This is a genomic window from Streptomyces sp. NPDC021356, from assembly GCF_040641015.1.
Taxonomy (GTDB): domain Bacteria; phylum Actinomycetota; class Actinomycetes; order Streptomycetales; family Streptomycetaceae; genus Streptomyces.
This window is the reverse complement of sequence record NZ_JBFACU010000012.1, coordinates 221,304-247,256: the sequence shown is the minus strand read 5'-3', so window position 1 is coordinate 247,256 and position 25,953 is coordinate 221,304. Positions and strand designations below refer to the sequence as shown.

The 25,953-nt window shown below is 73.9% G+C and carries 25 protein-coding genes; 12 read left to right on the top strand and 13 right to left on the bottom strand.

Translation table 11 applies throughout. The features are described from left to right. Nucleotides 1-20: 20 nt before the first annotated feature. The 3 genes from AB0G56_RS18915 to AB0G56_RS18905 all read right to left on the bottom strand — a co-directional run bounded on the left by AB0G56_RS18915 (nt 21) and on the right by AB0G56_RS18905 (nt 2,127). Nucleotides 21-806, bottom strand: coding sequence for an electron transfer flavoprotein subunit beta/FixA family protein (locus tag AB0G56_RS18915; protein WP_360970494.1), 786 nt, complete (start codon nt 804-806; stop codon nt 21-23). 250 nt (nt 807-1,056) lie between these two features. Further along, on the bottom strand, nt 1,057-1,575 hold the full coding sequence (locus AB0G56_RS18910) for a flavin reductase family protein (protein ID WP_360970492.1): 519 nt from the start codon (nt 1,573-1,575) through the stop codon (nt 1,057-1,059). A gap of 225 nt (nt 1,576-1,800) precedes the next feature. Beyond that, nucleotides 1,801-2,127, bottom strand: coding sequence for a thioredoxin family protein (locus AB0G56_RS18905; RefSeq protein WP_360970490.1), 327 nt, complete (start codon nt 2,125-2,127; stop codon nt 1,801-1,803). A 267-nt stretch (nt 2,128-2,394) separates the two neighbouring features. Here AB0G56_RS18905 and AB0G56_RS18900 point away from each other — a divergent pair, with 267 nt between their 5' ends. Further along, nucleotides 2,395-3,123 (top strand): lysophospholipid acyltransferase family protein, encoded by a 729-nt coding sequence (locus tag AB0G56_RS18900; protein ID WP_360970488.1) that lies wholly within the window; start codon nt 2,395-2,397, stop codon nt 3,121-3,123. Nucleotides 3,124-3,250: 127 nt separating this feature from the next. Next, nucleotides 3,251-3,469, top strand: coding sequence for a hypothetical protein (locus AB0G56_RS18895; protein ID WP_360970486.1), 219 nt, complete (start codon nt 3,251-3,253; stop codon nt 3,467-3,469). Nucleotides 3,470-3,472: 3 nt separating this feature from the next. Here AB0G56_RS18895 and AB0G56_RS18890 read toward each other — a convergent pair whose 3' ends face one another. From AB0G56_RS18890 to AB0G56_RS18870, 5 genes are all read right to left on the bottom strand, one after another. Next, complete coding sequence (locus tag AB0G56_RS18890; protein WP_360970484.1) at nt 3,473-4,174, bottom strand: phenylalanine--tRNA ligase beta subunit-related protein; 702 nt, start codon at nt 4,172-4,174, stop codon at nt 3,473-3,475. Between the two features lie 19 nt (nt 4,175-4,193). After that, nucleotides 4,194-4,787, bottom strand: a complete 594-nt coding sequence (locus AB0G56_RS18885) for a transglutaminase family protein (protein ID WP_360970482.1) — start codon at nt 4,785-4,787, stop codon at nt 4,194-4,196. Nucleotides 4,788-4,874: 87 nt separating this feature from the next. After that, complete coding sequence (locus tag AB0G56_RS18880; RefSeq protein ID WP_360970480.1) at nt 4,875-5,948, bottom strand: low specificity L-threonine aldolase; 1,074 nt, start codon at nt 5,946-5,948, stop codon at nt 4,875-4,877. Next, entirely contained in the window at nt 5,945-6,703 is a 759-nt protein-coding gene (locus tag AB0G56_RS18875) for an SDR family NAD(P)-dependent oxidoreductase (protein WP_360970478.1), read from the bottom strand. The genes AB0G56_RS18880 and AB0G56_RS18875 overlap by 4 nt, the downstream gene beginning before the upstream one ends. Before the next feature lie 41 nt (nt 6,704-6,744). Next, nucleotides 6,745-8,142 (bottom strand): DUF6421 family protein, encoded by a 1,398-nt coding sequence (locus tag AB0G56_RS18870; protein ID WP_360970477.1) that lies wholly within the window; start codon nt 8,140-8,142, stop codon nt 6,745-6,747. Between the two features lie 443 nt (nt 8,143-8,585). On the opposite strand from AB0G56_RS18870, the gene AB0G56_RS18865 reads away from it, so the two are divergent. Continuing rightward, nucleotides 8,586-9,269 (top strand): glycerophosphodiester phosphodiesterase family protein, encoded by a 684-nt coding sequence (locus tag AB0G56_RS18865; RefSeq protein WP_360970475.1) that lies wholly within the window; start codon nt 8,586-8,588, stop codon nt 9,267-9,269. Nucleotides 9,270-9,294: 25 nt separating this feature from the next. Here AB0G56_RS18865 and AB0G56_RS18860 read toward each other — a convergent pair whose 3' ends face one another. Continuing rightward, nucleotides 9,295-9,834 (bottom strand): GNAT family N-acetyltransferase, encoded by a 540-nt coding sequence (locus AB0G56_RS18860; RefSeq protein WP_360970473.1) that lies wholly within the window; start codon nt 9,832-9,834, stop codon nt 9,295-9,297. Nucleotides 9,835-9,913: 79 nt separating this feature from the next. Between AB0G56_RS18860 and AB0G56_RS18855 the strand changes: the two genes are divergently transcribed. Both AB0G56_RS18855 and AB0G56_RS18850 read left to right on the top strand, forming a co-directional pair. Further along, entirely contained in the window at nt 9,914-10,306 is a 393-nt protein-coding gene (locus AB0G56_RS18855; protein WP_360970471.1) for a VOC family protein, read from the top strand. Nucleotides 10,307-10,396: 90 nt separating this feature from the next. Beyond that, nucleotides 10,397-11,164, top strand: coding sequence for a VOC family protein (locus AB0G56_RS18850; protein ID WP_360970469.1), 768 nt, complete (start codon nt 10,397-10,399; stop codon nt 11,162-11,164). 58 nt (nt 11,165-11,222) lie between these two features. Here AB0G56_RS18850 and AB0G56_RS18845 read toward each other — a convergent pair whose 3' ends face one another. Further along, nucleotides 11,223-11,900, bottom strand: coding sequence for a MarR family transcriptional regulator (locus tag AB0G56_RS18845; protein WP_360970467.1), 678 nt, complete (start codon nt 11,898-11,900; stop codon nt 11,223-11,225). Further along, the gene (locus AB0G56_RS18840; RefSeq protein WP_360970465.1) at nt 11,897-13,591 is read right to left on the bottom strand and encodes an FUSC family protein; all 1,695 of its coding nucleotides are present in this window, start codon (nt 13,589-13,591) and stop codon (nt 11,897-11,899) included. Before AB0G56_RS18840 ends, AB0G56_RS18845 begins: the two co-directional genes overlap by 4 nt. A gap of 190 nt (nt 13,592-13,781) precedes the next feature. Here AB0G56_RS18840 and AB0G56_RS18835 point away from each other — a divergent pair, with 190 nt between their 5' ends. From AB0G56_RS18835 to AB0G56_RS18810, 6 genes are all read left to right on the top strand, one after another. Then, a complete protein-coding gene (locus AB0G56_RS18835; protein ID WP_360970463.1) occupies nt 13,782-14,366 on the top strand; it encodes a DUF5134 domain-containing protein in 585 nt (194 codons plus the stop codon). 95 nt (nt 14,367-14,461) lie between these two features. After that, a complete protein-coding gene (locus AB0G56_RS18830; protein WP_360970461.1) occupies nt 14,462-15,397 on the top strand; it encodes a M56 family metallopeptidase in 936 nt (311 codons plus the stop codon). A 116-nt stretch (nt 15,398-15,513) separates the two neighbouring features. After that, nucleotides 15,514-16,194: a phosphatase PAP2 family protein gene (locus tag AB0G56_RS18825; RefSeq protein ID WP_360970460.1), complete on the top strand. Its 681-nt coding sequence runs from the start codon at nt 15,514-15,516 to the stop codon at nt 16,192-16,194. A 15-nt stretch (nt 16,195-16,209) separates the two neighbouring features. After that, entirely contained in the window at nt 16,210-16,938 is a 729-nt protein-coding gene (locus tag AB0G56_RS18820) for an HAD-IA family hydrolase (RefSeq protein WP_360970458.1), read from the top strand. A gap of 197 nt (nt 16,939-17,135) precedes the next feature. Next, a complete protein-coding gene (locus tag AB0G56_RS18815; protein WP_360970457.1) occupies nt 17,136-17,819 on the top strand; it encodes a helix-turn-helix domain-containing protein in 684 nt (227 codons plus the stop codon). 293 nt (nt 17,820-18,112) lie between these two features. After that, nucleotides 18,113-19,459: an FAD-dependent oxidoreductase gene (locus tag AB0G56_RS18810; RefSeq protein ID WP_360970455.1), complete on the top strand. Its 1,347-nt coding sequence runs from the start codon at nt 18,113-18,115 to the stop codon at nt 19,457-19,459. 22 nt (nt 19,460-19,481) lie between these two features. On the opposite strand, the gene AB0G56_RS18805 is transcribed toward AB0G56_RS18810, so the two are convergent. Next, nucleotides 19,482-19,847, bottom strand: a complete 366-nt coding sequence (locus AB0G56_RS18805) for a helix-turn-helix transcriptional regulator (RefSeq protein ID WP_360970453.1) — start codon at nt 19,845-19,847, stop codon at nt 19,482-19,484. Nucleotides 19,848-19,968: 121 nt separating this feature from the next. Here AB0G56_RS18805 and AB0G56_RS18800 point away from each other — a divergent pair, with 121 nt between their 5' ends. Beyond that, nucleotides 19,969-21,048 carry an NADH:flavin oxidoreductase/NADH oxidase gene (locus AB0G56_RS18800; protein ID WP_360970452.1) on the top strand — a complete coding sequence of 360 codons (1,080 nt, stop codon included), beginning with the start codon at nt 19,969-19,971 and terminating at the stop codon, nt 21,046-21,048. Between the two features lie 70 nt (nt 21,049-21,118). Here the strand turns inward: AB0G56_RS18800 and AB0G56_RS18795 are convergent, their stop codons facing one another. After that, nucleotides 21,119-25,462 (bottom strand): cation-translocating P-type ATPase, encoded by a 4,344-nt coding sequence (locus tag AB0G56_RS18795; RefSeq protein WP_360970450.1) that lies wholly within the window; start codon nt 25,460-25,462, stop codon nt 21,119-21,121. Nucleotides 25,463-25,953 lie beyond the last annotated feature (491 nt).

Sequence of the window (25,953 nt, the reverse complement as noted above, 5' to 3'; positions counted from 1 at the left end):
GGGGACAGCGGAGACCGGGCTCAGATGAACTTCTGGCCCGCGAGGAACTCGGCGAGCTGCCTGCCGCCCTCGCCCTCGTCCTTGACGATCTTGCCCGCGGTCCGCGCGGGGCGCTCCGCCGCCGACTCCACCACCGTGTACGCGCCCGCCGAGCCGACCTCGTCGGCCTCGATGCCGAGGTCCGACAGGTCCCAGGACTCGACCGGCTTCTTCTTCGCCGCCATGATCCCCTTGAAGGAGGGGTAACGCGCCTCGCCCGACTGGTCGGTCACCGACACCACCGCCGGCAGCGCCGCTTCGAGCTGCTCCGAGGCCGTGTCACCGTCACGGCGGCCCTTCACGGTCCCGTCCTCGACCGAGACCTCGGACAGCAGCGTCACCTGCGGAACGCCCAGGCGCTCGGCCAGCAGCGCCGGCACCACGCCCATCGTGCCGTCGGTGGAGGCCATGCCCGAGATCACCAGGTCGTAGCCGGCCTTCTCCACCGCCTTGGCCAGCACCAGCGAGGTCCCGATGGCGTCGGTTCCGTGCAGGTCGTCGTCCTCGACGTGGACCGCCTTGTCCGCGCCCATCGACAGCGCCTTGCGCAGTGCGTCCTTCGCGTCCTCCGGGCCCACGGTCAGCACGGTGACCTCGGCGTCGTCGGCGTTCTCCGCGATCTGGAGGGCCTGCTCCACGGCATACTCGTCCAGCTCGGAGAGCAGACCGTCCACGTCGTCCCGGTCGACGGTCAGGTCATCGGCGAAGTGCCGGTCGCCAGTGGCGTCGGGCACGTACTTCACAGTGACAACGATCCTCAAGCTCACGCCGGCTCTCCTACTGCATCGTCATTTCTGGGCTGCCTTCTTGCAGGCAGCATAGGCGCCTGAAGCGGCCGATCCCGGTCGGGGCGACCCCGCGCTCCGGCCGAAATATTACTCGTCAGTACACCCAGTTCCTTACCGCTAAGCAAGCGCTTTGAACTGTGACCTTCGCAACGCAGCGTAACCGGAATTCGACGGTTCCGCAGAGAGGGCGGGGCGAGGGCCGCCGAGGGGGGCCGAAGCGGCCCGTGACTCAGTCGCGCAGGGCGTTGAAACGGCCCTCGTGGTAGAGCAGGGGACGCCCGGCGCCCGTGGAGTCGCCGCCGACGGCCTCGGCGACGACGATGCGGTGGTCGCCCGCCGGGACCCGGGCCACGACCCGGCAGACCAGCCACGCGAGCACCCCGTCGAGCAGCGGCACACCCTGCGGGCCGTCGCGCCAGGCGGTGGGCGCCGCGAAGCGGTCGGCGCCGCTGCGGGCGAACGTGGCGGCCAGTTCCTCCTGGTGCTCGCCGAGTATGTGGACGCCCAGATACTCGGTCCGCGAGATCGCCGGCCAGCTGGAGGCGCCCGTCCCGACACCGAAGGAGATCATCGGGGGCTCGGCGCAGACGGAGGTCAGGGACGTGGCGGTGAAGCCGACCGGCCCCCGCGCACCGCGCGCGGTGATCACCGCCACGCCCGCCGCGTGCCGCCGGAAGACGGAGCGCAGCAGCCCGGGAGAGGCGGGCTGGAAGGAGGTGGGGGCGACGAGGTCGGACGGGGCCGTCATGGAGCTGTCCTTCTGCTGGTGGGACGCGCGGGAACCGTGGCTGCTCAACAGCCCGGACAGCGCGCGCTCACGGCGCGGGCGAGAAGTCGAGAAGTGCCGACCCCTGGAGTTCCCGCCCGGAGAGAAGGAGTTCCCGAGGCATACGGTCAGGCTGACGATAGGTGGCGGGTGCAGTCAAGTGGGTCCCGGAACATGGGACATGCCTCACGGTCCCGCAGGCGGTCCTCACACCGCCTCGCCCAGCGCCGCGATGACGTCCGCGGTGCGGGGCTGTCCGGTGGCGCGCCGCACGATGCGTCCGTCCGCGTCGAGGACCAGCACGGTCGGGGTCTTCAGGACGCCCAGTGCGCGCACGAGTTCCAGGCGGTCCTCGGCGTCGATCTCGACGTGCGCGACGCCGGGGACCATGCGGGTCACCTCGCCGAGGACCCGGCGGGTCGCCCGGCAGGGTGCGCAGAAGGCGGTGGAGAACTGCACCAGCGTGGCGCGTTCGCCCAGCCCCCGGCCCAACTCGGCCGCGCTCAGCCGTCCGCCCGCGTCCTGTCCGCGCATCCCTGTTCTCCCGTTCCTTCGTGCCGTCGCCGCCGTCGACCGCCGTCGTCCGGCCCCGCACCGCTTCAGCGCGCGCGGGCGCGCGGGGATTCCCGGGCGCCCGCGGGCCGACGGAGTGACGTGACGAGGATCTCGCCGGGGACGGGCACGCGGGCTGGCTCCCCGGCCGTTCTTGGGGCACGATCTGCGACGTGCCGTAAACCTACGGCAGCGTAACTTCCGCCGGGAGTCCCCCTTCCCTGGCAGACAGAAGGGTCCGCCCCGCCCATGGCCGAGTTCGTCTACCGTCCCGTCATCGGTTTCGCCCGCACCATGTTCAAGGTGTGGGACCTCAAGATCGACTGCCGGGGGTCGGAGAACATCCCGCGCCAGGGCGGCGCCGTGCTGGTGAGCAATCACATCAGCTATCTGGACTTCATCTTCAACGGCCTGGCGGCCCTGCCGCAGAAGCGCCTGGTGCGTTTCATGGCGAAGGAGTCGGTCTTCCGGCACCGGATCTCGGGACCGCTGATGCGCGGCATGAAGCACATCCCGGTGGACCGCTCCCAGGGCGAGGCGGCCTACGCGCACGCACTGGACTCGCTGCGCTCCGGAGAGGTGATCGGGGTCTTTCCCGAGGCCACGATCTCGGAGTCCTTCACCCTCAAGGCCTTCAAGTCGGGCGCCGCCCGGCTGGCGCAGGATGCGGGGGTGCCGCTGATCCCGATGGCGGTCTGGGGCACGCAGCGGCTGTGGACCAAGGGGCACCCGCGCAACTTCAGGCGCAGCCACACCCCCGTCACGGTCCGCGTGGGCGAGGCCGTCGAGGCACCGCGCGACCAGTACGCGGGTGCCATCACCCGCCGGCTGCGCGAGCGCGTCCAGGAACTGCTGGAGGCCGCCCAGCGCGCCTACCCGGTCCGCCCGAGGAGCCCGGAGGACACCTGGTGGATGCCCGCGCACCTGGGCGGCACGGCGCCCACTCCGGAGCAGTTGCGCACGGCCGCCGCGCACTGACCTGACGCGTGATCGCTGGCTCCTTGCGTGCCCGGTGCACTAAACTGACGGTCCGCCGATTCACCGGGGGCGTCCGGTGCGCGGCCGCCGTCCGGTCGGTGCGCGCGCGAGGAGACGGGGGATCTCCATGGTTTCACTCGCCGTCATGTTCGGGCTGTTCGGCGCCGTCGCCGCGTGGCTGATCGTCGTGCTCCTGCGCCGCCGCAACGGCGCCACGCAGAACGCGGAAGGTCTCCTCATCGAGCAGGCCGGCCGTATCCGGGCCCAGCGGGACCGGTCCTCCTACAACGCCCTGTCGATGCACAACACCACGCCGACCATGAGCGACCAGTACCGCCGCCCCTGAGGATCAGCGCGCGGGCTGCGGCTCCCGTACGGCGATCCGCGCACCCGGGCTGAGCTTCTCCAGCAACTCGGCGAGTTCGCCCGCGGCCCGGACGACGTCGGACACGGGCATCGGCGCCAGGCTCTCCAGCAGGAAGACGCCCGAGGTGGTCCGTTCGGTGAGGCGGGTGCGCGGGCCCTGGCGCCAGTTCCAGCGGCGGCAGGTGACGCCCGCCTCGTCGCGCCACACCACTTCGCCGGCGTCGGGGTGTTCGACGACCTCCTCGCCGCCCGCGACGGTCACGAACTCCTCCTCACCACCGGCGCGCACCAGGCTCATGGACCCCTGGATCCGGTCGAGGTCCTCACCGCCGACGGGGATCAGGTGGGCGACGCTGATCGCGTTGTAGAGGTCGACGAGGACGTTGATGCGGGGCAGCCCGGCGTCGGACAGGGCGCGCTTGGCCAGCGCCTCGGCCGAGTTGCGCGTCCGCGACGGCTTGGACCCGAACGCCGTGTACGTCTCGCGCCAGGCGGCCATGTGCGGGTCCTCGTGCGGGGCGCGCCCGTCCAGGCGCCGGGCCAGGCGCAGGGCCGCGTCGTCGAGGAGTGCGGCACTGGCCTGTGTGCTGGGGCCGTTGACGAGGTCGTGTGCCTCGACGGCCACGTGGGTGAAGCCGGGCGCCAGCGCGCGCACCTCGTCGGACACGATGAGTGTGAGCGTCATGGTCTCTCCGTCTGACACGTCAGAGTTCGGTGGGGAGCGCCTTGGACAGCGCCGTCCGGTCGGGGGCGCCCTTCAGCGCGCTCAGAACCGCCGGATGCGGTCCAGCGTACAGTACCGGATAGTCCATCTCATTCGACTTCTGGTCCGGCACGAAGGCCAGCCGCTCCCCCGCGAGGGAGAACCGGGCGTCCACCCCCGGCTTGTTGCCGCGCGGGTCCTGCCGGTGCCAGGCGCCGTTGAACCGTACGGCGACCAGGCCGTGCAGCACGTATCCGGCGCCGTCGTCCCAGGCCAGCCGCTGGTAGCACAGTGCCGTGGGGATGTCCTCGGCCCGCAGCAGGGCGGCGAGGGCGTGGGCCTTGGCGTGGCAGATGCCGGTGCGCCGCAGCAGGACGTCGGAGGCCCGCCAGGTGACGCGCGGGTCACCGGAGTCCTGTGAGTGCGGGATGGTGTCGCGCACGAACTCATAGGCGGATCGCGCATAGGCATACGAGTCGGCCACCCCCTCGGCCAGCCGGTCGGCGATCTCGCGGACGACGGGATGCTCGTGGTCGATCGCCTCGTCGGCGGCCAGATAGGCGGACAGGTCAGGGGTGTGCTGGGTCAGCTCCATGGCTGCAGAGCATAGGAATGCGATCACTCGGCAGTCAATGACTTTCCGAATGATCGCATAACTATGCACACTCAGAGCCCGTTGGAGCTAGGCCCGGGCCATCTCCTCCTTCAGCGCCGCCACGAACGCGTCCACGTCGTCCTCCGTGGTGTCGTACGAGCACATCCAGCGCACGACCCCCTCGGTCTCGTTCCAGAAGTAGAAGCGGAACCGCTTCTGCAGGCGCTCGCTCACCGCGTGCGGCAGCTTGGCGAAGACACCGTTGGCCTGGACCGGGTAGCAGATCTCCACTCCGTGCACGGCCCGCACGCCCTCGGCCAGCCGCTGGGCCATCTCGTTGGCGTGCCGGGCGTTGCGCAGCCACAGGTCCTTGGCGAGCAGCGCCTCCAGCTGCACCGAGACGAAGCGCATCTTGGAGGCGAGCTGCATGCTCATCTTGCGGATGTGCTTCATGTGGCGCACCGCGTCCTGGTTCAGGACGACGACGGCCTCACCGAACATGGCGCCGTTCTTCGTCCCGCCCAGGGAGAGGATGTCGACGCCGACCGCGTTGGTGAAGGTCCGCATGGGGACGTCCAGGGAGGCGGCGGCGTTGGCTATCCGGGACCCGTCCAGGTGCACCCTCATGCCGTGGCCGTGGGCGTGCTCGCAGATCGCGCGGATCTCCTCGGGCGTGTAGAGCGTGCCCAGCTCCGTGCTCTGGGTGATCGAGACGACCTGCGGCATCGCGCGGTGCTCGTCCTCCCACCCGAACGCCTGCCGGTCGATCAGCTCGGGGGTGAGCTTGCCGTCCGCAGTGGGCACCGTGTGCAGCTTCAGGCCGCCCATGCGCTCGGGCGCGCCGCCCTCGTCGACGTTGATGTGCGCGCTCTCGGCGCAGATCACCGCACCCCAGCGGTCGGTGACGGCCTGCAGCGCGACGACGTTGGCGCCGGTGCCGTTGAACACCGGGAACGCCTCGGCGCTCGCGCCGAAGTGGCTGCGGACGATCCGCTGGAGGTGGTCGGTGTACTCGTCCTCGCCGTAGGAGACCTGGTGCCCGCCGTTGGCCAGGGCCAGGGCGGCGAGCACCTCCGGGTGGACGCCGGCGTAGTTGTCGCTGGCGAAGCCGCGCACCTGCGGGTCGTGGTGGCGGTGCGCATCGGTCTTGGCAGGGTTCACGGCTGCTCGGTCAGCCACAGACGCTTTCCGTTCACTTCCTGGGCGGGCTCGCTCCAGACGCCTTCGATGGCCTCGGCCAGGTCCTTGACGTCCGTGAAACCCGCGAACTTCGCGTTGGGCCGGTCGGCGCGCATCGCGTCGTGCACCAACGCCTTCACCACCAGGATCGCAGCCGCCGACGTGGGCCCCTCGGCGCCCTCGGCCTTCCCGGCCTTGCGGAAGTAGTCCGCCATGGCCAGCGTCCAGGCCTCGGCGGCCGCCTTGGCGGCGGAGTACGCGGCGTTGCCTGCCGTGGGCTTGCTGGCGCCCGCGGCGCTGATCAGCACGTACCGGCCGCGGTCGCTGCGCTGGAGCGCCTCGTGGAAGGCCAGGGAGGTGTGCTGCACGGTCTTGACGAGCAGCAGCTCCAGGAAGTCCCAGTCGTCCAGGCTGGTCTTGGTGAACGTCTCGCTGCCCCGCCAGCCGCCGACGAGGTGGACCAGGCCGTCGACGCGACCGAAGTCCTTCTCGACGTGCGAGGCCCAGTCCCGGGTGGACTGGAGGTCGAGCAGGTCGACGGTGTCCCCGGTGACGCTCGCGCCGCCGGACGCGTAGCGGGCCGCGTCCACGGCCTCGGAGAGCCGCTGCGGGTCGTTGTCCGCCCCGACGACGGTCGCGCCCGCCTCGGCGAGCCTGAGCAGTGTCGCCCGGCCGGCGGGTCCGCCCGCGCCGGCCACCGCGATCACCGCACCGCTGAGAGCCCCGTTCCCCGCCATGTTCCTCGCCTCCGTAGCAGCTGTGTTCTGGATTCGGTCGCTCACGCGGCGACCTGCTCGGCGCTGTCGGCCGTGATGCCTTTGGTGGAGGCGATCACGTTCTTCAGCTTCTTGGACAGTGCCTCGTAGAACATGCTGAGCGGAAACTCGTCCGGAAGCACGTCATCGACCAGCTTGCGCGGCGGCAGGGTCAGGTCCAGCGCGTCGGGGCCCTTGGCCCACTTGGAGCCGGGGTGCGGGGCGAGGTAGCGGGCGACCATCTCGTACCCGGCGAACCAGTGCACCAGCTTCGGGCGGTCGATGCCGTCGCGGTAGAGCTTCTCGATCTCGGCGCACAGCTGGTTGGTGACCTGCGGGGCGCGCTCCCAGTCGATGGCGAGCTTGTTGTCCGTCCAGCGCACCACGTCGTTCTTGTGCAGGTAGGCGAAGAGCAGCTGGCCGCCGAGGCCGTCGTAGTTGCGCACGCGCTCGCCGGTGACCGGGAAGCGGAACATGCGGTCGAAGAGCACCGCGTACTGCACGTCGCGGGCCTGGGAGACGCCGTCCCGCTCCAGCTTCACGGCCTCCTTGAAGGCGGTGAGGTCGCAGCGCAGCTCCTCCAGGCCGTACATCCAGAACGGCTGGCGCTGCTTGATCATGAACGGGTCGAACGGCAGGTCGCCGTGGCTGTGGGTGCGGTCGTGGACCATGTCCCACAGCACGAAGGCCTCCTCGCAGCGCTTCTGGTCGTGGACCATGGCGGCGATGTCCTCAGGCAGTCGCAGCCCCAGGAGGTCGACGGCGGCGGCGGTCACCCGGCGGAAGCGGGCGGCCTCGCGGTCGCAGAAGATGCCGCCCCAGGAGAATCGTTCCGGCGCCTCGCGCACGGCGATGGTCTCGGGGAAGAGCACGGCGGAGTTGGTGTCGTAGCCCGCTGTGAAGTCCTCGAAGGTGATGCCGCAGAAGAGCGGGTTGTCGTAGCGGGTGCGCTCCAGCTCGGCCAGCCAGTCGGGCCAGACCATGCGCAGCACGACCGCCTCCAGGTTGCGGTCCGGGTTGCCGTTCTGCGTGTACATCGGGAAGACGACCAGGTGCTGGAGGCCGTCCGCGCGGTGGGCGGCGGGCTGGAAGGCCAGCAGCGAGTCGAGGAAGTCCGGGACCTGGAAGCCGCCGTCGGACCAGCGGCGCAGGTCCGCCACGAGCGCCTGGTGGTAGGCGGCGTCGTGCGGCAGCAGCGGGGACAGCTCCGCGACGGCGTCGGCCACCCGGCGCACGGCGGCGTCGGCGTCCTCGCGGGAGGGCGCGCCCTCGGCCGCGAAGTCGATGGAGCCGTCCTTCGACTGCCATGGCCGGATCTGCTCCACGGCATCCTTGAGCACGGGCCACGCCGGGTGCTCAGCCACCCTGCTCACCGGAGGAACCTGCCCCTCCGTACCCACCTGCACAAGAATTTCCGTCATGACCCATCCTCCACGGGAGAAGCTCGCGTATGAAGACCGTATACATATGAGCTTTCTTCCAGCAAGGGCACCCTCGGGAAAATATCCTGTCGTCGCGCTTCTTCGCCGGTCATTTTCCTGCCTGACACCCGTATGGCGGCCACTCCCCCTAGGCCAGTCGGGTGACACGGCCTGCGGGGGCGGCGGGGCGGTTTCCGGCCTCTTTGAGCGCGGGCGGACGGCGGACCGGTCTCTCGGTCAACGCCCGGGGGACTCGCCCACGCAGGAGTGACCACCCCGGCGGCTACGGCCCCGCTGTCGCCCGGCCGTCACCCCACTGCCCCGTGTACGCCCGGGTTCAACCCGACTGCGGCCCGTTAGGCTGCGGCCCTGCCGCGTGGACGACGAGGTCCCTTGGGGTCCGCGGGCGTGCCGAGCCGCCGTCGACGGAAGCGAGTTGAACCTTGAACTTCCTTACCATCGGTCACCGCGGAGTCATGGGTGTCGAGCCCGAGAACACCCTCCGTTCGTTCGTGGCGGCCCAGCAGGCCGGCCTGGACGCCATCGAACTCGACCTGCACCTGAGCAAGGACGGCGCGCTCGTCGTCATGCACGACGCCGAGGTGGACCGCACGACCGACGGCAGCGGATCCGTCGCCGACAAGACCCTCGCCGAACTGCGCACGCTCGACGCGGGCCGCGGCGAGCGGGTCCCCGTCTTCGAGGAGGTCCTGGACGCCGTACGGACGCCCCTGCACGCCGAGATCAAGGACGTGGCGGCGGCGAAGGCGCTGGCCGAGGTGATGCGCCGCCGCGACCTCGTCGCCCGGGTGGAGGTGCTGTCCTTCCACGACGACGCGCTCACCGAGATCGCCCGCCTGGTCCCCGGCGTCCGTACCGCGCTGGTCGCCGACCACTACGGCACCGAGGTCGTCGAGCGCGCCACCGCGGCCGGCGCGGGCACCCTCGTGCTCGACATCCGCAGGCTCACGCTGGAGATCGTCGAGCACGCGCGCGCGGCGGACCTGCGGATCATCGGCTGGGTGGTGAACACCCTGGACCACCTGCGGCTGGTCCGCGCCCTGGAACTGGACGGTGCCACCACCGACTACCCGGAGATCAAACGCACCGGCCGCTTCACCGCGTGAGCGGCGGCCCCCGGACGCGGCGCCCCTACGCGAGCGGCTTGACCAGCAGCTCGAACTCGAGGTCGTCGCGCTGCGGGACGCCGAAGCGCTCGTCGCCGTACGGGAAGGGGCTCGTCTCTCCCGTACGGCGGTAGCCGCGCCGCTCGTACCAGGCGATCAGGTCCGCGCGCACGGAGATCACCGTCATGTGCATCTCGGTGGCGCCCCACCTCTGGCGGGCCTGCCGCTCCGCCTCCGCGATGATCGCCTTTCCCAGGCCCGCGCCCTGGAGGGCGGGGCTGACCGCGAACATGCCGAAGTAGGCGTGGTCGCCCCGGTGTTCGAGCTGGCAGCAGGCGACCACGCGGCCGTCGAGCTCGACGGTGAGCAGCCTGCTGTCCGGGGCCTTGATCACGGCCAGCACACCCTCGGGGTCGGTGCGCTGCCCGTGCAGGATGTCCGCCTCGGTGGTCCACCCCGCGCGGCTGGCATCGCCGCGGTACGCCGACTCGATCAGCGCCACCAGGGCCTCGGTGTCGGCATCGGTGGCATCGCGGAAGACCGGTGCGGTGGCGGCGGTGTCCATGGAGAAGGCCTCTCGGGTCTCGGGCGCGGCGGGCAGCAACGAGGGTAAACCCTGCCTGACAAGGCCTAAGCTCCCGCGCATGGTGCACGTACTCAGCAGCCGGACGCTGATCCGGCCCACGGACCCCGAACGCTCCCGCGCCTTCTACGGCGAACGGCTGCGGCTGCCCGTCTACCGTGAGTTCGGCACGGGCGCCGAGCGCGGCACCGTCTACTTCCTCGGAGGCGGCTTCCTGGAGCTGTCGGGCCGCTCCGAGGCTCCGCACTCCGCCGGGGTCCGGCTGTGGCTCCAGGTCGAGGACCTGGCCGCCGCCCACGCGGAGCTGCGGGGCGCGGGCGTCGAGATCGTGCGCCCGCCGGTGCGCGAACCATGGGGGCTGATCGAGATGTGGATCGCCGATCCGGACGGCATCCCGCTCGTGCTCGTCGAGGTCCCCGCGGAGCACCCGCTGCGCTCCCGGCCGGGCATCTGACCGTTCCCGGCCGTACGAGTCCCGCTGGCCACCGTCGGTGACCGGGGATAGCGTTCAGGTGGTGGGGGCGAGCCTTCCCGGAGGAGTGCCATGGAGTTCGACAAGCCGGTGATCGGCGGCCCCTGCTGGGCGGAGCTGGGGACCAGCGATCTGGAGGCGGCCAAGCGGTTCTACGGGGAGGTGTTCGGCTGGCACTGCGACGCGCCGGACCCCCGGCCGGAGCTGCGCGGCTACACCGTCGTGCGCCTGGGGGACGCGGCGGTCGCCGGGCTCGGCCCGCTGTACCGGCCCACCCAGCCGGTCGCCTGGAACGTCTCGTTCGCCGTCGCCGACGCCGACGCGGCCACGAACAAGGTGGCGGAGGCCGGCGGGACCGTGATCCGGGGCCCCATGGACATCTTCGACGAGGGCCGCCGGACGGTGGCGCTCGACCCGTCCGGTGCGGCGTTCCAGATCTGGCAGGCCAAGGAGTTCGCCGGCGCCGGGGTGTTCAACCGGCCCGGAGCCCTCGGCTGGGTGGAGCTGGCGACCCGCGACGTCAAGCGGGCCCGGGACTTCTACACCACCGTGTTCGGCTGGAGCGTCAACGCCTCGGAGTGGTACACGCAGTGGGGTATGCACGGCATGGACTTCGGCGGCGTCACCGCTCTGCACGAGCGCTTCCCGGCCGATGTGCCGCCGCACTGGCTGCCCTACTTCGCGGTCGAGGACGTCGACGGGACGGCGGAGGTGGCGGACCGAGCAGGGGCCAGGACCCTCCAGGAGCCCGTCTCCGTCGCGCACGGCCCCCGCATCGCGGTGCTGCGCGACCCGCAGGGCGCGGCCTTCGGCGTCTACCAGCCCGGCGAGGAGGACTGAGACCGCCGGCCGGGAGCCGTGGCCCCGGCGGGCGAGCACACCGCGACCCCGGCGGACCTCAGAACCGCGCGGCGCCGGGGCGGCCCTCCAGGCGGGTGAGCAGTTCGCCCAGCAGCGCGGCCAGATCGCCGCGTCCGGCGCCGTCCAGACCGGCGAGCACGGTCCTCTCGTAGGCCAGCTGGTCCGGCAGCAGACCGTCGACGAGGTCGCGGCCCGCCTCCGTGAGGCGGAGATGGGCCACGCGGCGGTCACGGGTGTCGCCGCGCCGCTCCACCAGGCCGCGTTCGGTGAGCTGCTTGAGCCGCTTGGTCACGGCGGCTCCCGAGGAGAAGGTCTCGCGGGCCAGCTCGCTCGGGGTCAGTTCGTGCCCGGTCCGCCGCAGCGCGCCGAGCAGATCGAACTCGGGCCGGCTGAGCCCGGCCCGGCGCAGGGGCGCGTCCTCCGCCTGCTGGAGGAGGGCGGAACACCGGTTGATGCGGCCGATGATCTCCATCGGCGCGGTGTCCAGTTCCGGGTGGACCGCCTGCCACTGCCGGACGACACCGGCGACGGTGTCGTCCTGGGCGGCGCCCCGGCCCGCCGCCTCGCGGGGGCCTTCCGCCGCAGGCGCCAAGGCCGCGGCCGGGGACGGCTCCGTGCTGCCGGACGGCCCGGAGAGGACTGCCCGGCCGGGCCCGTGGGACATCTCCCCGGGGCCCGCTTCCGTGGGTGCCGGTCGTCCGTTGCTCGCCGTCATGGCCGCGCGTCCTCCGTCGTCCTGCCCGTGCTCGCCGCCGGGGTGTGCAGTCCCAGGCGTCGTACCGTCGCCGCGAGCGTACGGTGTGCGGACTGCTCGGTGAGCACGACCCGCTCCTGCGGCAGGGCACGCTGCCACCACTCGCCGGACGCGGCGTCGACGGTGGCGCGCAGCTCGACCAGCGCGGCGGCCAGGCTCCGGCGGGCGGACTCCAGTGCGGCCGGCTCGGGCCGCGGTTCGGCGAGCAGGCGCGCGGCCCGCTCGCGGGTCCGGTCGACCGCGGTCAGGGCGTGTTCGATGCGGTCCCCCGCCCGGCGGTTGGTGACGGCCACGGCGGCCACGAAGCCGACCAGCGCGCCGACGACGGTGTCCACGGCCCGCTCGGTCATCAGCTCGCCCGCCGGGTGCCGGCCGGCGAACTCGGTGACGAGCAGCGCCATGGGGGTCACGCAGATGCTGCCGAGCCAGTAGTTGCGACCCATCAGCGCCTCGGCCCCGAAGTTGAGGGCCACGCAGGCGAGGACGAGGGCCACACCGCTGGTGTGGGCCAGCGGGGTGATCGCGGCGAAGACGAGGACGCCGATCAGGTTGCCGACGACGCGCTGGACGCCACGGCTCCAGGTCAGGGTGACGTTCGCCTGGTAGAGGGAGGCCGCGGTGACCAGGGCCCAATAGGGGCGCCCGATGCCCAGGGCGAGGGAGGCGTACCCGGCGAGGGCGCAGCCGAGCGCGGTGCGCACGGCGATCGGGGTGAGCGGGCCCAGCCGGCTCCACCAGGAGCGGTGCGGGGCGTCGGCCTCGGCGTCCAGGCCGAGGATCTCCTCGGTGGCCGCCGCCGTCTCGCCCGTGTGCGGGATCGGGCCGCTGCCGCACAGCTCACGTGCCCAGGTCCGCAGCCGCTGCGGGTCCGCGTCGGCGGGGGCGGCGAGGGCGACCTCGGCGCGGATGACGAGCCGCGCCAGGGCACGCCGGGAGCGGGACCGGGAGCCGGTCGACGGCAGCGCCTGCCAGGCGGCCTGCACGGCGGCCGCCGCGGCGGCGCGGGCGCGGGCGTGGCCGTCCCCGGTGCCGCCGGTGGCGGCGTACGCGGCGGCGGCGTTCAGCGCCTGCGCGGTGGCCCGGCGTTCGGGGCCGTGCGGGCGCAGCAGGCCGGGTGCCATGCCGACCAGCCATGCCCAGGCCGCCGCCGCGGTGGCCAGCGCCAGGTGGCCCGGTATCTGTCCGAGGGTCTGCGGAGCGAACAGGGAGGCGGAGCTGATGAAGGTGAGGACGACGTTGGCGGGCGGGCCCACCCGGGTCGCGTCGCACAGGGCCTTCTGCGCCGCCGCCATGAGCGCGCCCACGGCGACCAGGACGACGGTGTCGCGGGTGAGCGAGGCGGCGACCAGGGAGAGGGCGAGGCCGCCGAGCATGCCGAGCGCCACCCAGGCCAGGACCCGGGCGCGGGCGGCGTAGGGGCGGTTGTGGGCGTAGAGGGCGCAGAGCGATCCGGCCATCGTGTACATGGCGAGGTCGAGCCTGCCGAGGGCGAGCAGTGCGAGGTTCGGCGGCGCCACGGAGACGACCGAGCTGAGCGCGGGTTTGAACCAGATGTCGGAGGGACGGCCGAGCCGCAGCACGTCGATGAGCGGGAGGCGCCGGACGGACCGGGCCGTGGGGGTCGGGGTGGGGGTGGGGGTGGCACTGCTCATGGCAACAAGCTTAACAGGTGTTTTACTCGTAAAGTAAGTGTCGGGCAATGGCTTCCGCCACCCGCGCTCCCGTGCACGCTCCCCCTGTACCTCCTTGCGCTCGTGTGCGCACCGTCTGTGCCGGGCATCGCTTGACCGACCGGAAGGCCGCCGAAACCGCGGTCCGGACCTGAGAGCGGGAGGTGGGCGGGTGCACGGACCGGCGTCGCCCGGCTGGCTGCTCGTCGCGCTGTGCGCGGCGACCGGGGCCTACTGTCTGCTGCGGATGCGCAGCCCTGTCGAGGAGCAGCGCCGCGCGGCGGGCGGGGAGGCGCTGATGGGCTTCGGGATGGCCGTCATGGCCGTGCCCGCGGCGGTGTTCACCCAGCCCGCCTGGGCCTGGCCGCTGTACGCGGGGGTCTTCGGCGCGGCGGCCGTGCGCGCGCTGTGGTGGGCGCGGACCAGCCCCCACCACCTGCACCACCTGGTGGGGGCGTGCGCCATGGTCTACATGTCCGTGTCGATGGCCCTCTCGCCCGGTACCCACCACCACGCGCACGGCGGGTCGGGCGTCCCCCTGGTCACCGGCGTCCTGCTGCTGTACTTCGCCGGGTACGTCCTGCTGACCGGCGCCCGGCTGGTACCGGCCCCGGTGGGCAGGCAGGACACACAGAGCACTCAGGGCAACGTCGCCACGGGCGGCGGCCACCCGGGGTGGGGCGACCGGCCGGAGCTGGCACGGGCCTGCCGGCTGTCGATGGGGATGGCGATGGTGGCGATGCTGCTGACCATGTGAGACGCCGTGCCGCGGGGCCCGGCCGCGCCGTGGTCTGCGTCACTTGCCTCGCGGAGCCGTACCCCTGAGCGGCCGTCCGCTCATAGGGTGCTCGCATGATGGTCCCCGCGGTCCTGTTGCTGCTCGGCGCGCTGACCGCCGTCGTCGCGCCCCGGCTGCTCACCCGGGCCGACTGGCCGGACCGTGAACCGGTGGTCGCCCTGTGGGCGTGGCAGTGCGTGGTGGCCGCCGTACTGCTGTGCTGCGCGCTGTCGATGACCCTCAGCGCCGCGTCCGCCTGGCAGGAGGTGCGCGGGCACGTGTTCGCCACGGCTCCGCGCGGGGTGGTGGAGGCGTACGCCCTGGGCGCGGCCGGTGCCTGGGCGCCGACGACCGCGGTGGCCCTCGCCTGCGGCGGGGTGTGGAGTGCGGCGATGCTGGTCCGTGAGGTCGTACGGGCACGGGCGCGCCGTCGGCGCCGGCGCGCCGAACTGCTCGTGCGCGCCCCTCTGCTGCCCGGCGAGGACGCGGGTGCGGAGCGGCTGGTCGTCCTGGAGAACGAGCGCCCGGAGGCCTGGTGGCTGCGGGGCGCGGCGCCCCGGCTGGTCGTCACCACCGCCGCACTGCGCCGGCTGAAGGGGCGGCAGCTGGACGCGGTCCTCGCGCACGAGCAGGGTCACGCGCGGGCCCGCCACGACTGGCTGCTGCACTGCTCGGCGGCGCTGGCGGACGGTTTCCCGCAGGTGCCGGTGTTCGCCGCGTTCCGCGACGAGATGCACCACCTGGTGGAACTCGCCGCCGACGACATGGCCTCGCGCCGTTTCGGCCGGCTCACCACCGCTCTCGCGCTGGTCGAACTGAACGAGGACCGGGGCGTGTTCGGACCCTGCCCCACTCCCCAGGCCCATGTGCCGCACCGGGTGCACCGGTTGCTCACCGCGCCTGACCGGCTCACCGCGGCCCGCCGGGTGCGGCTGACGGCCGTGGCCTCGCTCGTGCCGGTGGTCCCGGTGCTGGTGACGCTGGTGCCCGGCCTGCGGGCGCTGGGCTGACGGACCCCGAAGCCGTGGCCCGCTCCCGCTGATCCGGCGATCCGGCGATCCGGCGATCCGGCGATCCACGGGAGGTACGGGTGTTTCGGCGTCCGTCGCGCGGCCAGTATCGCGTCATGCCTCCCGCACCCCTCGCCGCTCCGCCCCGTCCGCCCGCCGCACACACCGTCGCGCTCCGGGCGGCCTTCGCGCTGGGGCTGTGTTCGACGGTCCTGCTGGTCCTGGTCGTCCTCCGGTGGTCCCCGCTGACCGCTCTCGACGGGGCCGTGGCCCGGGCGGCGCACCGCCGGGCGGTCGGTGCCCCGGACCTCACGCACGCGTGCCGCGTCCTGACGGACTGGGTGTGGGACCCACTGACCATGCGTCTGCTGTGCGCGGTGGTCGCGCTGTGGCTCGTGCGGCGGGCGCGGTGGTGGACGGCGGCGTGGCTCGTGGTCACGTGCGCGCTGGGCACACTGCTGCAACAGGGTCTGAAGGCCGCGGTCGACCGGCCCCGGCCGTCCTGGCCCGATCCGGTGGACTCCGCCGCGTACGCCGCCTTCCCCTCGGGCCACGCCATGACCGCGACGGTGGTCTGCGGCCTGCTCCTGCGGCTGCTCCACCAGTACGGCGCCGGACGCGGCGTGCGGCGAGCCGCCCTGGGGCCGGCCGTTGCCTCGGTGGCCGGTGTGGGCCTGACCCGTGTCTGGCTGGGCGTCCACTGGCCCTCGGACGTCCTCGGCGGGTGGCTGCTCGGGGCGACCGTGGTCGCGCTGGCCTGTACCGTCCCCGACCGCTGGCCGTCGCGGGCGGGATGAGTGATGATCAGCCGCATGACTGCCGTTCTCTTCGACTTCTCCGGAACCCTCTTCCGCATCGAGTCCGCCGAGTCCTGGCTGCGGGCGGTGCTGGACGAGGCGGATCTGCCCCTCGGTGAGCGGGAGTTGGCCGAGGCCGCTCGCGGGCTGGAGGAGGCGGGGGCGCTGCCGGGCGGTGCCGAGCCGGTCCGGGTGCCGGACGAACTGGCCGGGCTGTGGGCCACCAGGGACCGCAGCGCGGAACAGCACCGTGCCGCCTACACCGGCATGGCCCGCCGAGTGGCGCTGCCCGACCCGGCGTTGTACGACGCGCTCTACGACCGGCACATGACGCCACGGGCCTGGGCCCCGTACCCCGACGCCGCCGAGGTGCTGCGCACCCTGCGCGAACGCGGCGTGGCGGTGGGCGTGGTGAGCAACATCGGGTGGGACCTGCGCCCGGTGTTCCGCGCCCACGGCCTGGACGTCTACGTCGACGCGTACGTCCTGTCGTACGAGCACGGCATCCAGAAGCCGGATCCGCGGCTGTTCGCGCGGGCCTGCGCTGCGGTGGGAGCCGAGCCGGAGGACGTGCTGATGGTGGGCGACAGCCGCGCGGCCGACGGCGGTGCGGCGGCCCTGGGGTGCGCGGTGCACTTCGTGGACCACCTGCCGGTCGCGGAACGCCCGGACGCGCTGCGGCCCGTGCTCGACCTGGCGGGCAGGGCACGCACGAGCCCGGCGGGCGGAGCCCGCACGCAGTAGGCCGGCCGCTGGAAGGACGCCGGCGCCCGCCACCGAGAAGTAGCCTCAGGAAACCGATGAGGTGTGGATGTGCCCGTCTCGGACGATCCCCCGCGTCGCCCGAGACGGGCGGGCAGCACGACCACACCCCGCCGAGGGGCCGGCCTGCTCGCGTTGAGTATAGTTGGCTGGCAGCCAGTCAACGCAGGAGTTACAGAATGTCCCCGCGCAGCGCCTCGGTCAATGAAGAGTTGCGACGGCGTTCCCGGGAGCGGCTCCTCCAGGCGGCGGTCGAACTCGTGGGCGAACACGGGTACGACGCCACGACACTCGGCGACATCGCCGACCGCGCGGGTTCGGCGCGCGGCCTGGTGTCGTACTACTTCCCCGGCAAGCGCCAGCTGGTGCAGTCCGCGGTGCACCGGCTCATGCACCGCACGCTGGAGGAGGCGCTGGAAGGCGAGCCGCGCACCGAGGACGGATCCGAGCGGATGGCGCGGGCCATCGACGCGATCCTGGGCCTGGCCCGCGACCGGCCCGTGCTGATGCGCCAGCACATGGCCGGGATCCTCCAGGCCGAGGGTTTCGTGCAGTGCCCCGAGCAGCAGCGTCTGTCGTATCTGCTGCGGGACACCGTGGCCCGGCACGGCTCGGCGGACGTGGACGCCGACTACCCGATGCTGCGGGCCCTGCTGATGGGCGCCGTCTACGCTGCGCTGATCCCCGGAGCGCCGATGCCGGTGCCGCTGCTGCGGGCGGAGCTGTTCGAGCGCTACCGCCTCGACTGGGAACTGGGCGTCCCGCCGGATCCGAAAGAACCGGGCCCGGGCGGCGGCTCCTGCGGTACGGACGTCTCCCGTTTCTTCGCCACGGGACGCCACCAGGCACAGCAGCCGGAGTAGCCCGGCGCGGCAGCGGGAGGGGCCTGGCAGCGGGAGGGGCCCGGACCCGGCAGGCGCAGTGGCCCGGAGCCGGCAGCCGGAGCGGCCCGGACCCGGCAGCCGGAGTGGCCCGGACCCGGCAGGCGCAGTGGCCCGGACCCGGCAGCCGGAGCGGCCCGGACCCGGCAGGCGGGGCAAGTCGGACCCGACACGCCGCTCTCCGGCTGCGTCGCCCTCCCCCGTCCGACCGCCGGGTGCCATGCTGGAGTCCTCAGCGCTCTCCTGCGGCCGTGCCGCAGTCAGGGGGTTCGGCCGTGCTCCGTGTCGCCGTCGTCGGCTCGGGACCGAGCGGGTGCTACACCGCTCAGGGTCTCGTCCAGCAGGACGCCTCGGTGTGCGTCGACGTCCTCGACCGGCTGCCGTGCCCGTACGGTCTGGTGCGGTACGGCGTCGCACCGGACCACGAGAAGATCAAGTCCCTCCAGAACAGCCTGCGCGCGGTCCTGGAGCACGAGCGGGTCCGGTTCCTGGGCGGTGTGCGGATCGGCGGTCCGGGCGGGCTGCCGGCCGAGCGGCTGCGGGAGCTGTACCACGCGGTGGTGTACTGCGTGGGCGCCGCGACCGACCGCCACCTCGGCGTCCCCGGCGAGGAACTGCCGGGCTGCTGGTCGGCGACCGAGTTCGTGTCCTGGTACAGCGCCCATCCGGACGCCGTGGACGGCGGCTTCCTGCGGGACGCGCGCAGCGCCGTGGTCGTCGGCGTCGGCAACGTGGCCGTGGACGTCACCCGCATGCTGGCCCGGGGCGCGGCGGAGCTGAGCCCCACCGACATGCCCGAGGCCGCGCTGGCCGCGCTCGCCGGGAGCGGCGTGCGGGAGATCCACATGGTGGGGCGGCGCGGCCCCTCGCAGGCCCGTTTCACCACCAAGGAGCTGCGGGAGCTGGGCTCCCTGCCCGGCACCGACCTCGTCGTCGACCCCGCGGAACTCGCGCCGGACCCGGCGTACGCCGACCCGTCGGCGCTGCCGGCCGCCCAGCGCCGCAACGTGGAGGTGCTGCGCGGCTGGGCGGACCGGCCCCCGACCGGGGCGGCCCGCCGGATCCGGCTGCGCTTCTTCCTCCGGCCGGTCGCGCTGCTCGGCAGGGGCGGCCGGGTGGCGGCCGTGCGGTTCGAGCGGACGGTGCCGGACGGGCACGGCGGTGTGGCGGGGACGGGGCGCCACGAGGACGTGCCGGCGCAGTTGGTGCTGCGGTCGGTGGGGTATCGGGGGGTGCCGCTGGACGGGCTGCCGTTCGACGCGGTCTTGGGCACCGTGCCGCACCGGCAGGGGCGTGTGCTGCGCGGCGGGGCGGTCGCGCCCGGTGAGTACGTGGCCGGCTGGATCAAGCGGGGTCCGACGGGGGTCATCGGCACCAACCGGCCGTGCGCCAAGGAGACGGTGGCGTCGCTGCTGGCGGACGCGCCCGCGCTCGTACGGGTGCCGGTGCCCGGCGACGCGGTCGCCGCGTTGCGTGCCGAGGGGTTCGATCCGGTGCCGTGGGCGGGCTGGCAGGCCATCGAGCGCGCGGAGGCGGACCTGGGCGCCTCGCTCGGGCGGGGCGTGGTCAAGCTGCCCGACTGGGCGTCGCTGCGGGCCGCGGCGCGCACGGCGGTGCCGTAGACCCCGTGGCGGGCGGGTCGGCTCAGCCCTTCGTGAGGCGTGCGGCCTGGCGGGCCGCGGCGTCGAGGAGGGTGTCGAGCAGGCCCGGGAAGAGGTGGTCGAGGTCGTCGCGGCGCAGGCCGTTCATCTTGGCCGTGCCCCGGTAGACCTGGCGGACGACGCCGGCCTCGCGCAGGACGCGGAAGTGGTGCGTGGTGGTCGACTTGGTGACCGGCAGGTCGAAGTGCGAACACGACAACTCGTCGCCTTCGGCGGAGAGTTCGCGCACGATCCGCAGCCGCACGGGCTCGGACAGCGCGTGCAGCACGTACTCCAGACGGATCTCCTCCCGCTCGGGATGCGGGAGATCGCGGCTGCCGGCGGGGGGAACGGGGGCGGTGGCGGTCACGGCTGCTCCACTTCGTAGCGAAGCCTCATTCTACGAACACCATCGTAGTTTGACAGGTATCGTAGTACGAGAGTTACCGTACAAGCCTGTTCCCCGGTCCCCGTGATGAATGGAGCCCGCCGTGAGTGCGCTCTTCGAGCCCTACACCCTGCGTGACGTGACGATTCCCAACCGGGTCTGGATGCCCCCGATGTGCCAGTACTCGGCGGCGCCCGAGGGCCCGTCGGCGGGCGCGCCGGGCGACTGGCACTTCGCGCACTACGCGGCCAGGGCGACCGGCGGCACGGGCCTGATCGTCGTGGAGGCCACCGCGGTCTCGCCGGAGGGCCGGATCTCCCCGTACGACCTCGGCCTCTGGAACGACACCCAGGTCGAGGCGTTCCGGCGGATCACGGACTTCCTGCGCGGCCAGGGTACGGTGCCCGCGGTCCAGCTCGCCCACAGCGGGCGCAAGGCCTCCACCGAGCGGCCGTGGAAGGGCGGAGCGCCGCTCGCGCCCGAGGCGCACGGCTGGCAGCCGCTCGCCCCGAGCGCGGTGGCCTTCGACGAGGGGCACCCGGTCCCGCACGAGCTGACCGTCGAGGAGATCCAGCGGATCGTCGGCGAGTTCGCCGACGCGGCACGCCGTGCCCTCGCCGCCGGTTTCGAGATCGCCGAGCTCCACGGTGCGCACGGCTACCTGATCCACGAGTTCCTGTCGCCGCACTCCAACCACCGCACCGACGCGTACGGCGGCTCCTACGAGAACCGGGTGCGCTTCGCCCTGGAGGTCGTCGACGCGGTGCGCGCGGTGTGGCCGGACGACAAGCCGCTGTTCTTCCGCATCTCCGCCACCGACTGGCTGGAGGCGGACGGCTGGACGGCCGACGAAACGGTCCGCTTCGCGGCGGAGCTGCACGCCCACGGCATCGACCTGCTCGACGTCTCCACCGGCGGCAACGCTCCCGCCGTACGCATTCCGACGCGCCCGGGCTACCAGGTGCCGTTCGCGGCCCGGGTGAAGGCCGAGACGCCCATGGCCGTGGCCGCCGTCGGGCTCATCACCGAGACCGGGCAGGCGGAGAAGATCATCGCCAACGGCGAGGCGGACGCGGTGCTGGTGGGCCGCGAGCTGCTGCGCAACCCGTCCTGGGCCCGCCACGCCGCACGCGAGCTGGACGCCCCGGTGCACGTGCCCGACCAGTACCACCGGTCGGTCTGAGCCACGCGCGTCCCTCGGCCGGCCGGACGGGCGACGTCCGGCCGGCCGGTCGGCGTCCGCCCCGTACGGCTCAGCCTCCGTCGGGGCCTCCCTCGGGGCCTTCGTCGCGGCCCTTGGGCAGCAGGCGCACGACCGTCTCCTCCAGGCGGGGCAACGTCCGTTGACCCGCCAGGGCCAGCGCGATGGCCACGGCGACGCCGGCCCAGGCGAGCGGGCCCAGCGGAGTGCAGCCGAAGAGGCGGCTGGGGCCCGGCGTCTGGACCACGGCGACCAGGACGGCGGCCGAGCCCAGGGCCGTGAGCCGGACCAGCGGGCTGTCACGGCGATCGAGCAGCGTCTGGGCGAGCTGCGTGCCGACCACTCCGCACAGCGCCATCGTGCCGGAGCGGCGCGCGGTGCCCGGCGTGAACCGCCCGATCAGCCAGGCGGTGACCGCGCCGAGGCAGGTGGTCAGGGCCCGGTGGCGGATCTGCCGGACGAGCGGCTCCCCCAGCACCCCGCCGGCCGCGTCCTCGGGGGAGGCGGCCCGCGCCGCGTCCTCCTTGGGGGTCACCGCCACCGCCATGGCCGGGAAGAGGTCGGTGAACAGGTTCACCATGAGCATCTGACGGGTGGACAGCGGCGCCCGGCCGGACAGCAGCGTGCCGAGGATGCCGAAGCCGACCTCGCCCGCGTTGCCGCCGATCAGGATGGCGATGGCGTCCGCGACGCTGTGCCACAGGGCGCGGCCCTCGCCGATGGCGTCGATCAGTACGGTGAGGTCGTCGGCGGTCAGGACGATGTCCGCGGCGTTGCGGGCGGCGGCCGAACCCCGCGCGTTGATGCCCACCCCGATGTCGGCGGCGCGGATCGCGGCGGCGTCGTTGGCGCCGTCGCCGACCATGCCCACCACCCGGCCGGCGTCCCGCAACGCCTCCACGACCTGGAGCTTCTGCTCGGGCGCCACCCGGGCGACCACGCCCGCGTCCCGCAGCATCCGGGCCCGCGCGAGGCGGTCCGCGGCGGCCAGTTCGTCCCCGGTGACCACCACCGTGTCCTGCGGCCAGCCCAGTTCGGTGGCGATCGCCCGCGCGGTCTGCGGATGGTCGCCGGTGAGCATCACCGGCCGTACGCCCTCGTCGTGTAGTCCGCGCACCAGGGCCGTGGAGGTCTCGCGCGGCACGTCCGAAAGCGCCAGGAGCCCCGTGAACTCCAGCTCTCCCAGCGGCTGTTCGAGTACGTCCGCCTCCGGATCCCCCTCGCCGAGCAGCCGTTGGGCCACCGCGAGGACCCGCAGCCCGGCACCGGCCAGCGACTGGGCCGCGCCGGAGGCGTGGGCGGGCAGCCCCGGGCAGGCGGGCAGGACCGTCTCGGGGGCGCCCTTGACCACCAGGACCCGCGGGCCGTTCCCGCTGCGGCCGACGGCCGCCGCGTACCCGCGGCCCGCCTCGAAGTCGAGGCCTTCGAGCTGCGTCCACTCCGGGTCGGGGCCCGCCGCGTCCAGGACCGCCTCGTCGGTGGCGTGCACCGGCCGGTCCGTATTGCCGTTCGAGCGCGGGCAGGCCCGGGCCGCCGCGCGCACCGTGGCGGCGGCGGCCTCGTCGGCCACCGGGTGGATGTCGCCGTCCGCGTCGGAGATCCGCACCAGCCGCAGCCGGTTCTCGGTGAGCGTGCCCGTCTTGTCGAAGCAGATCGTGTCCATCCGGCCCAACGCCTCCAGCGTGCGCGGGGTGCGCACCAGGACGCCGTCGCGGCTGAGCCGGCGGGCCGCCGCCAATTGGGCCACCGTGGCCACCAGCGGCAGCCCCTCGGGGACGGCTGCCACCGCGACGGCCACTCCCCCGCTGACCGCCTCCCGCACCGGCGTGCCGCGCAGCAGCGCCAGGCCGGTCACCGCCGCCCCGCCGGAGAGCGTCAACGGCAGTGCCTTGCGGGTGAGTTCCTGAAGCCGTGCCTGCACTCCGGCGGCGGGCGGGGTGCGAGCCGCGAGGTGCACGGCGCGCGCGGCCTCGGTGCTCTCACCGGTGTCCACGACGACGGCACGCGCCTGCCCGGCCACCACGGTCGTCCCCTCGAAGACCATGCAGAGACGGTCGGCGACGACGGCGTGCGGGGTCGGCGCGGTCTGCTTCTGCACCGGCAACGACTCCCCGGTCAGCGCGGACTCGTCGACCTCCAGGCCCTCCTCCCACAGCAGGCGGGCGTCGGCGGGCACCACGTCGTCCCCTTTGAGTTCGATCACGTCTCCCGGGCGCAGCTTGCCCGCCTCGACGGTGCGGGTGCCGCCTGCCGGCGCCTCCGCGGGCGGGGGCGCGAGCCGCGCCTTGCGCTTCTGGTCGGCGAGCAGCCCGGACAGGGCCCGCTCCGCGCGCAGCCGCTGGACGCCGCCGACCAGCGCGTTCAGGTCGAGGGCGCCGACCACGAGCAGCGCGTCCATGACGGAGCCGAGGATGGCCGAGGCCGCCGAGCCGACCGCGAGCACCGGGGTGAGCGGGTCCCGCAGTTCGCCCCGTACGGCCCGGCCCAGCTCGTACGTCCAGCGTGCCGGGGCGAGCGCGGGGTGCCGGGTGGCACTGCGGGCGGCCCCGCGCACCCGGGCGGTGGCCGTTTCCAGCGGGGTCGGGACGGCCGTCTCCTCGTGCGCGAGCCGTTCCCGGGCCTCCTCCGAGCGCAGTTCGTGCCAGTGCACGCGCGGGCGGGGGTGCGGGGCGCGGGCCGCCGCCACGCCGAGGGCGGCGCGTGTTCCCGAGATCAGTGCGAGGGCCGCGCTCAGGTCGACCGGCGCGTGCCGCAGGCCGGGCAGGACGGCGAGGCGCCCGTGACCCTTCCCGGACTCGCCGACGGCGACGAGCAGCCCGGACAGCGCGGCACCGGAACGGGCCAGGGTCTGCGCCCGGCGGCCGACCGTGCGCGCGGCGGGGATCGCCCTCAGCAGCCGCCACACGTCGGGCAGGCCGTGCAGGGCCAGGATGTCGGCGCCCCAGCAGACGGCCGAGTCGCGGTCGGTGAGGGCGACGGCGATGTCGCTTCCGCGCAGCCCCGGCAGCACGCCGTGGTCGCCGGCCGAACCGGCGCGCGCGACCGTCAGCACCGCGCCCGCGTCCTGTTGCGCGCGCAGCCCGTACACCACGTCGTCCAGCGGGCGACGGGCGTCCACGACCTGGTCGGCGAGCGCGGTGAGGTCCTCCAGGGCGGGGTCGTCGACGACCACGACCCGCAGCCCGGCCCGGCGGGCCGCGTCCAGCACGGGTTCGGCCCACGGGTCCGCCTCCCCCTCCGGGGTGCGCAGCGCGCTCGGATGCAGGACGACGGTGCCCGCCATCTCCAACTGCCGCGCCCGCTCCGGGTCGCGGACCAGCACGCCGGTGCGGGCCAGCGACGCGCCGAGCACCGCGTGGAAGGCGGCGGGTCCGTAGCGCGCGGCCTTCGGCGAGCCCGCGAGCACCGCCTCGGCCGCCTCGGCGGCGTCGTGCTTGACCAGCAGGGTCACGGCCGCGCCGACCAGGCTGCCCGCGGAGGCGTGGTTGGCGTACTCCTGGGCGGGCGAGACGCGCAGCGGCGGGCGGGGCGGTCCGCCGGCCGCGGCGAGACTGACCCGGTCGGGCGAGCACAACTGGTCGTGCACCGCGTCGAAGGCCGCCGAGCGGGCCACGGTCTCCGCCAGTTGGCAGGCGCGCAGGGTGCCGTCGAGCACCAGCGCGGTGGGCGTCTGCCCGGTGCCGTGGGCGACCGCGTTGGCGCAGGCCAGCATGAGGTCCATGGACGCGTCGCCCACCCGGGCCCGCAGCCAGGCGCGGAAGCGCGGGTTCTCCCGCAGCAGTGTGACGACGGCGGTCACCAGGCGCGGCGACGGCGGCAGGCGGAGCGAGGACGCGGTGAAGGCCACGGCGATCCCGAGCGCGTCGGCCGCCAGCGTGGCGGCTGCCGCCCGTACCCCGGCGGGATCCGCCGGGTGCGTCGGTTCGTCGGGGTCGCCGCCCTCGAGGACCAGGCCGTGCCGGGCGGCGAGGTCGGCCGCGTGGTCCACGACCCGCTCGGCCGCCTCGTCCTCCGTCGCGGTCACCACCAGCCGGGCCAGTCCCTCGTCCCAGTACGCGAACAGCACGTCGGGCCGCTCGGCGAGCGCCACGGCCACCCGGCGGGCCAGGTGCCCGGTCCCGCCGGCCCGCCGCACCCGCTCGGGCTCGGCGGCGCGCAGCGCCAGGTGGGCGCGGGTGCCGGAACGCCAGTGCCCGCGCGCGCCGGGCAGCGCGTTACGGGCGACCCGGGCGACCCGTGCCGCCGAGTCCGCGCCGCGCACGCCGGCCCGCGCGGTCCCCGCCAGCGCCCCGGCGGCCACCCCGATCGCCGGGGCGGCGGCCCGTGCCAGCAACGCGGGCGCCGCCGGCAGCAGCCGGACGGCGGCCGAGGGAGCGGTGAGCAGCCCGAGCACCATCACGCACCTTCACAGAGTGGTTCGGCCGGGCCGCGCCGTGGGCCCGAGCGGCCCGGCGGACGCGGCCCGGCCCTTGCGCTGCCCGCCGGTGGCGGCTTGGGCTGCGGCGGACTTGGCGGCCGCGGTCTTGGCGGTGGCCGTCTTGGCGGTGGCCGTCTTGGGGGTCGCGCTCTTGGCGGTCGCGGTCTTCGCCCGGGTGGCCTTGGCGGCGACCTCGGCCGGGGTGGCCTTGGTGGCTGCGGCAGTCTTGGCGACGGCCTTGCCGGTGGGGGACTTGCCCGCCGGTGCCTTACCTGCCGCTGCTGTCCTGGCCGAGGCGGCCTTGCCGGCCGGTGCCTTGCCGGCGGCCGTCCCGCCCGCGGAGGTCCCGCCCGCCGTGCGGGTGCTCGGGGCGATCGTGCGCGCGGCGGACTCGGCCGCGGTCGCCTTGCCGGCAGCGGTCTTGCCCGCAGCCGCCTTGCTCGCCGTCGACTTGGCCGCCGTGGTCCCGC

Bases quoted from the DNA above. Each gene is read 5' to 3' on its own strand.
- AB0G56_RS18885 (WP_360970482.1), bottom strand. From the start codon at position 4,787: ATGGAGCTGACCCAGCACACCCCTGACCTGTCCGCCTATCTGGCCGCC.
- AB0G56_RS18815 (WP_360970457.1), top strand. From the start codon at position 17,136: ATGTCCCCGCGCAGCGCCTCGGTCAATGAAGAGTTGCGACGGCGTTCC.
- AB0G56_RS18850 (WP_360970469.1), top strand. From the start codon at position 10,397: ATGGAGTTCGACAAGCCGGTGATCGGCGGCCCCTGCTGGGCGGAGCTG.
- AB0G56_RS18875 (WP_360970478.1), bottom strand. From the start codon at position 6,703: ATGGCGGGGAACGGGGCTCTCAGCGGTGCGGTGATCGCGGTGGCCGGC.
- AB0G56_RS18860 (WP_360970473.1), bottom strand. From the start codon at position 9,834: ATGGACACCGCCGCCACCGCACCGGTCTTCCGCGATGCCACCGATGCC.
- AB0G56_RS18855 (WP_360970471.1), top strand. From the start codon at position 9,914: ATGGTGCACGTACTCAGCAGCCGGACGCTGATCCGGCCCACGGACCCC.
- AB0G56_RS18840 (WP_360970465.1), bottom strand. From the start codon at position 13,591: ATGAGCAGTGCCACCCCCACCCCCACCCCGACCCCCACGGCCCGGTCC.
- AB0G56_RS18900 (WP_360970488.1), top strand. From the start codon at position 2,395: ATGGCCGAGTTCGTCTACCGTCCCGTCATCGGTTTCGCCCGCACCATG.
- AB0G56_RS18845 (WP_360970467.1), bottom strand. From the start codon at position 11,900: ATGACGGCGAGCAACGGACGACCGGCACCCACGGAAGCGGGCCCCGGG.
- AB0G56_RS18820 (WP_360970458.1), top strand. From the start codon at position 16,210: ATGACTGCCGTTCTCTTCGACTTCTCCGGAACCCTCTTCCGCATCGAG.
- AB0G56_RS18830 (WP_360970461.1), top strand. From the start codon at position 14,462: ATGATGGTCCCCGCGGTCCTGTTGCTGCTCGGCGCGCTGACCGCCGTC.
- AB0G56_RS18825 (WP_360970460.1), top strand. From the start codon at position 15,514: ATGCCTCCCGCACCCCTCGCCGCTCCGCCCCGTCCGCCCGCCGCACAC.
- AB0G56_RS18905 (WP_360970490.1), bottom strand. From the start codon at position 2,127: ATGCGCGGACAGGACGCGGGCGGACGGCTGAGCGCGGCCGAGTTGGGC.
- AB0G56_RS18910 (WP_360970492.1), bottom strand. From the start codon at position 1,575: ATGACGGCCCCGTCCGACCTCGTCGCCCCCACCTCCTTCCAGCCCGCC.
- AB0G56_RS18795 (WP_360970450.1), bottom strand. From the start codon at position 25,462: ATGGTGCTCGGGCTGCTCACCGCTCCCTCGGCCGCCGTCCGGCTGCTG.
- AB0G56_RS18890 (WP_360970484.1), bottom strand. From the start codon at position 4,174: ATGACGCTCACACTCATCGTGTCCGACGAGGTGCGCGCGCTGGCGCCC.
- AB0G56_RS18895 (WP_360970486.1), top strand. From the start codon at position 3,251: ATGGTTTCACTCGCCGTCATGTTCGGGCTGTTCGGCGCCGTCGCCGCG.
- AB0G56_RS18870 (WP_360970477.1), bottom strand. From the start codon at position 8,142: ATGACGGAAATTCTTGTGCAGGTGGGTACGGAGGGGCAGGTTCCTCCG.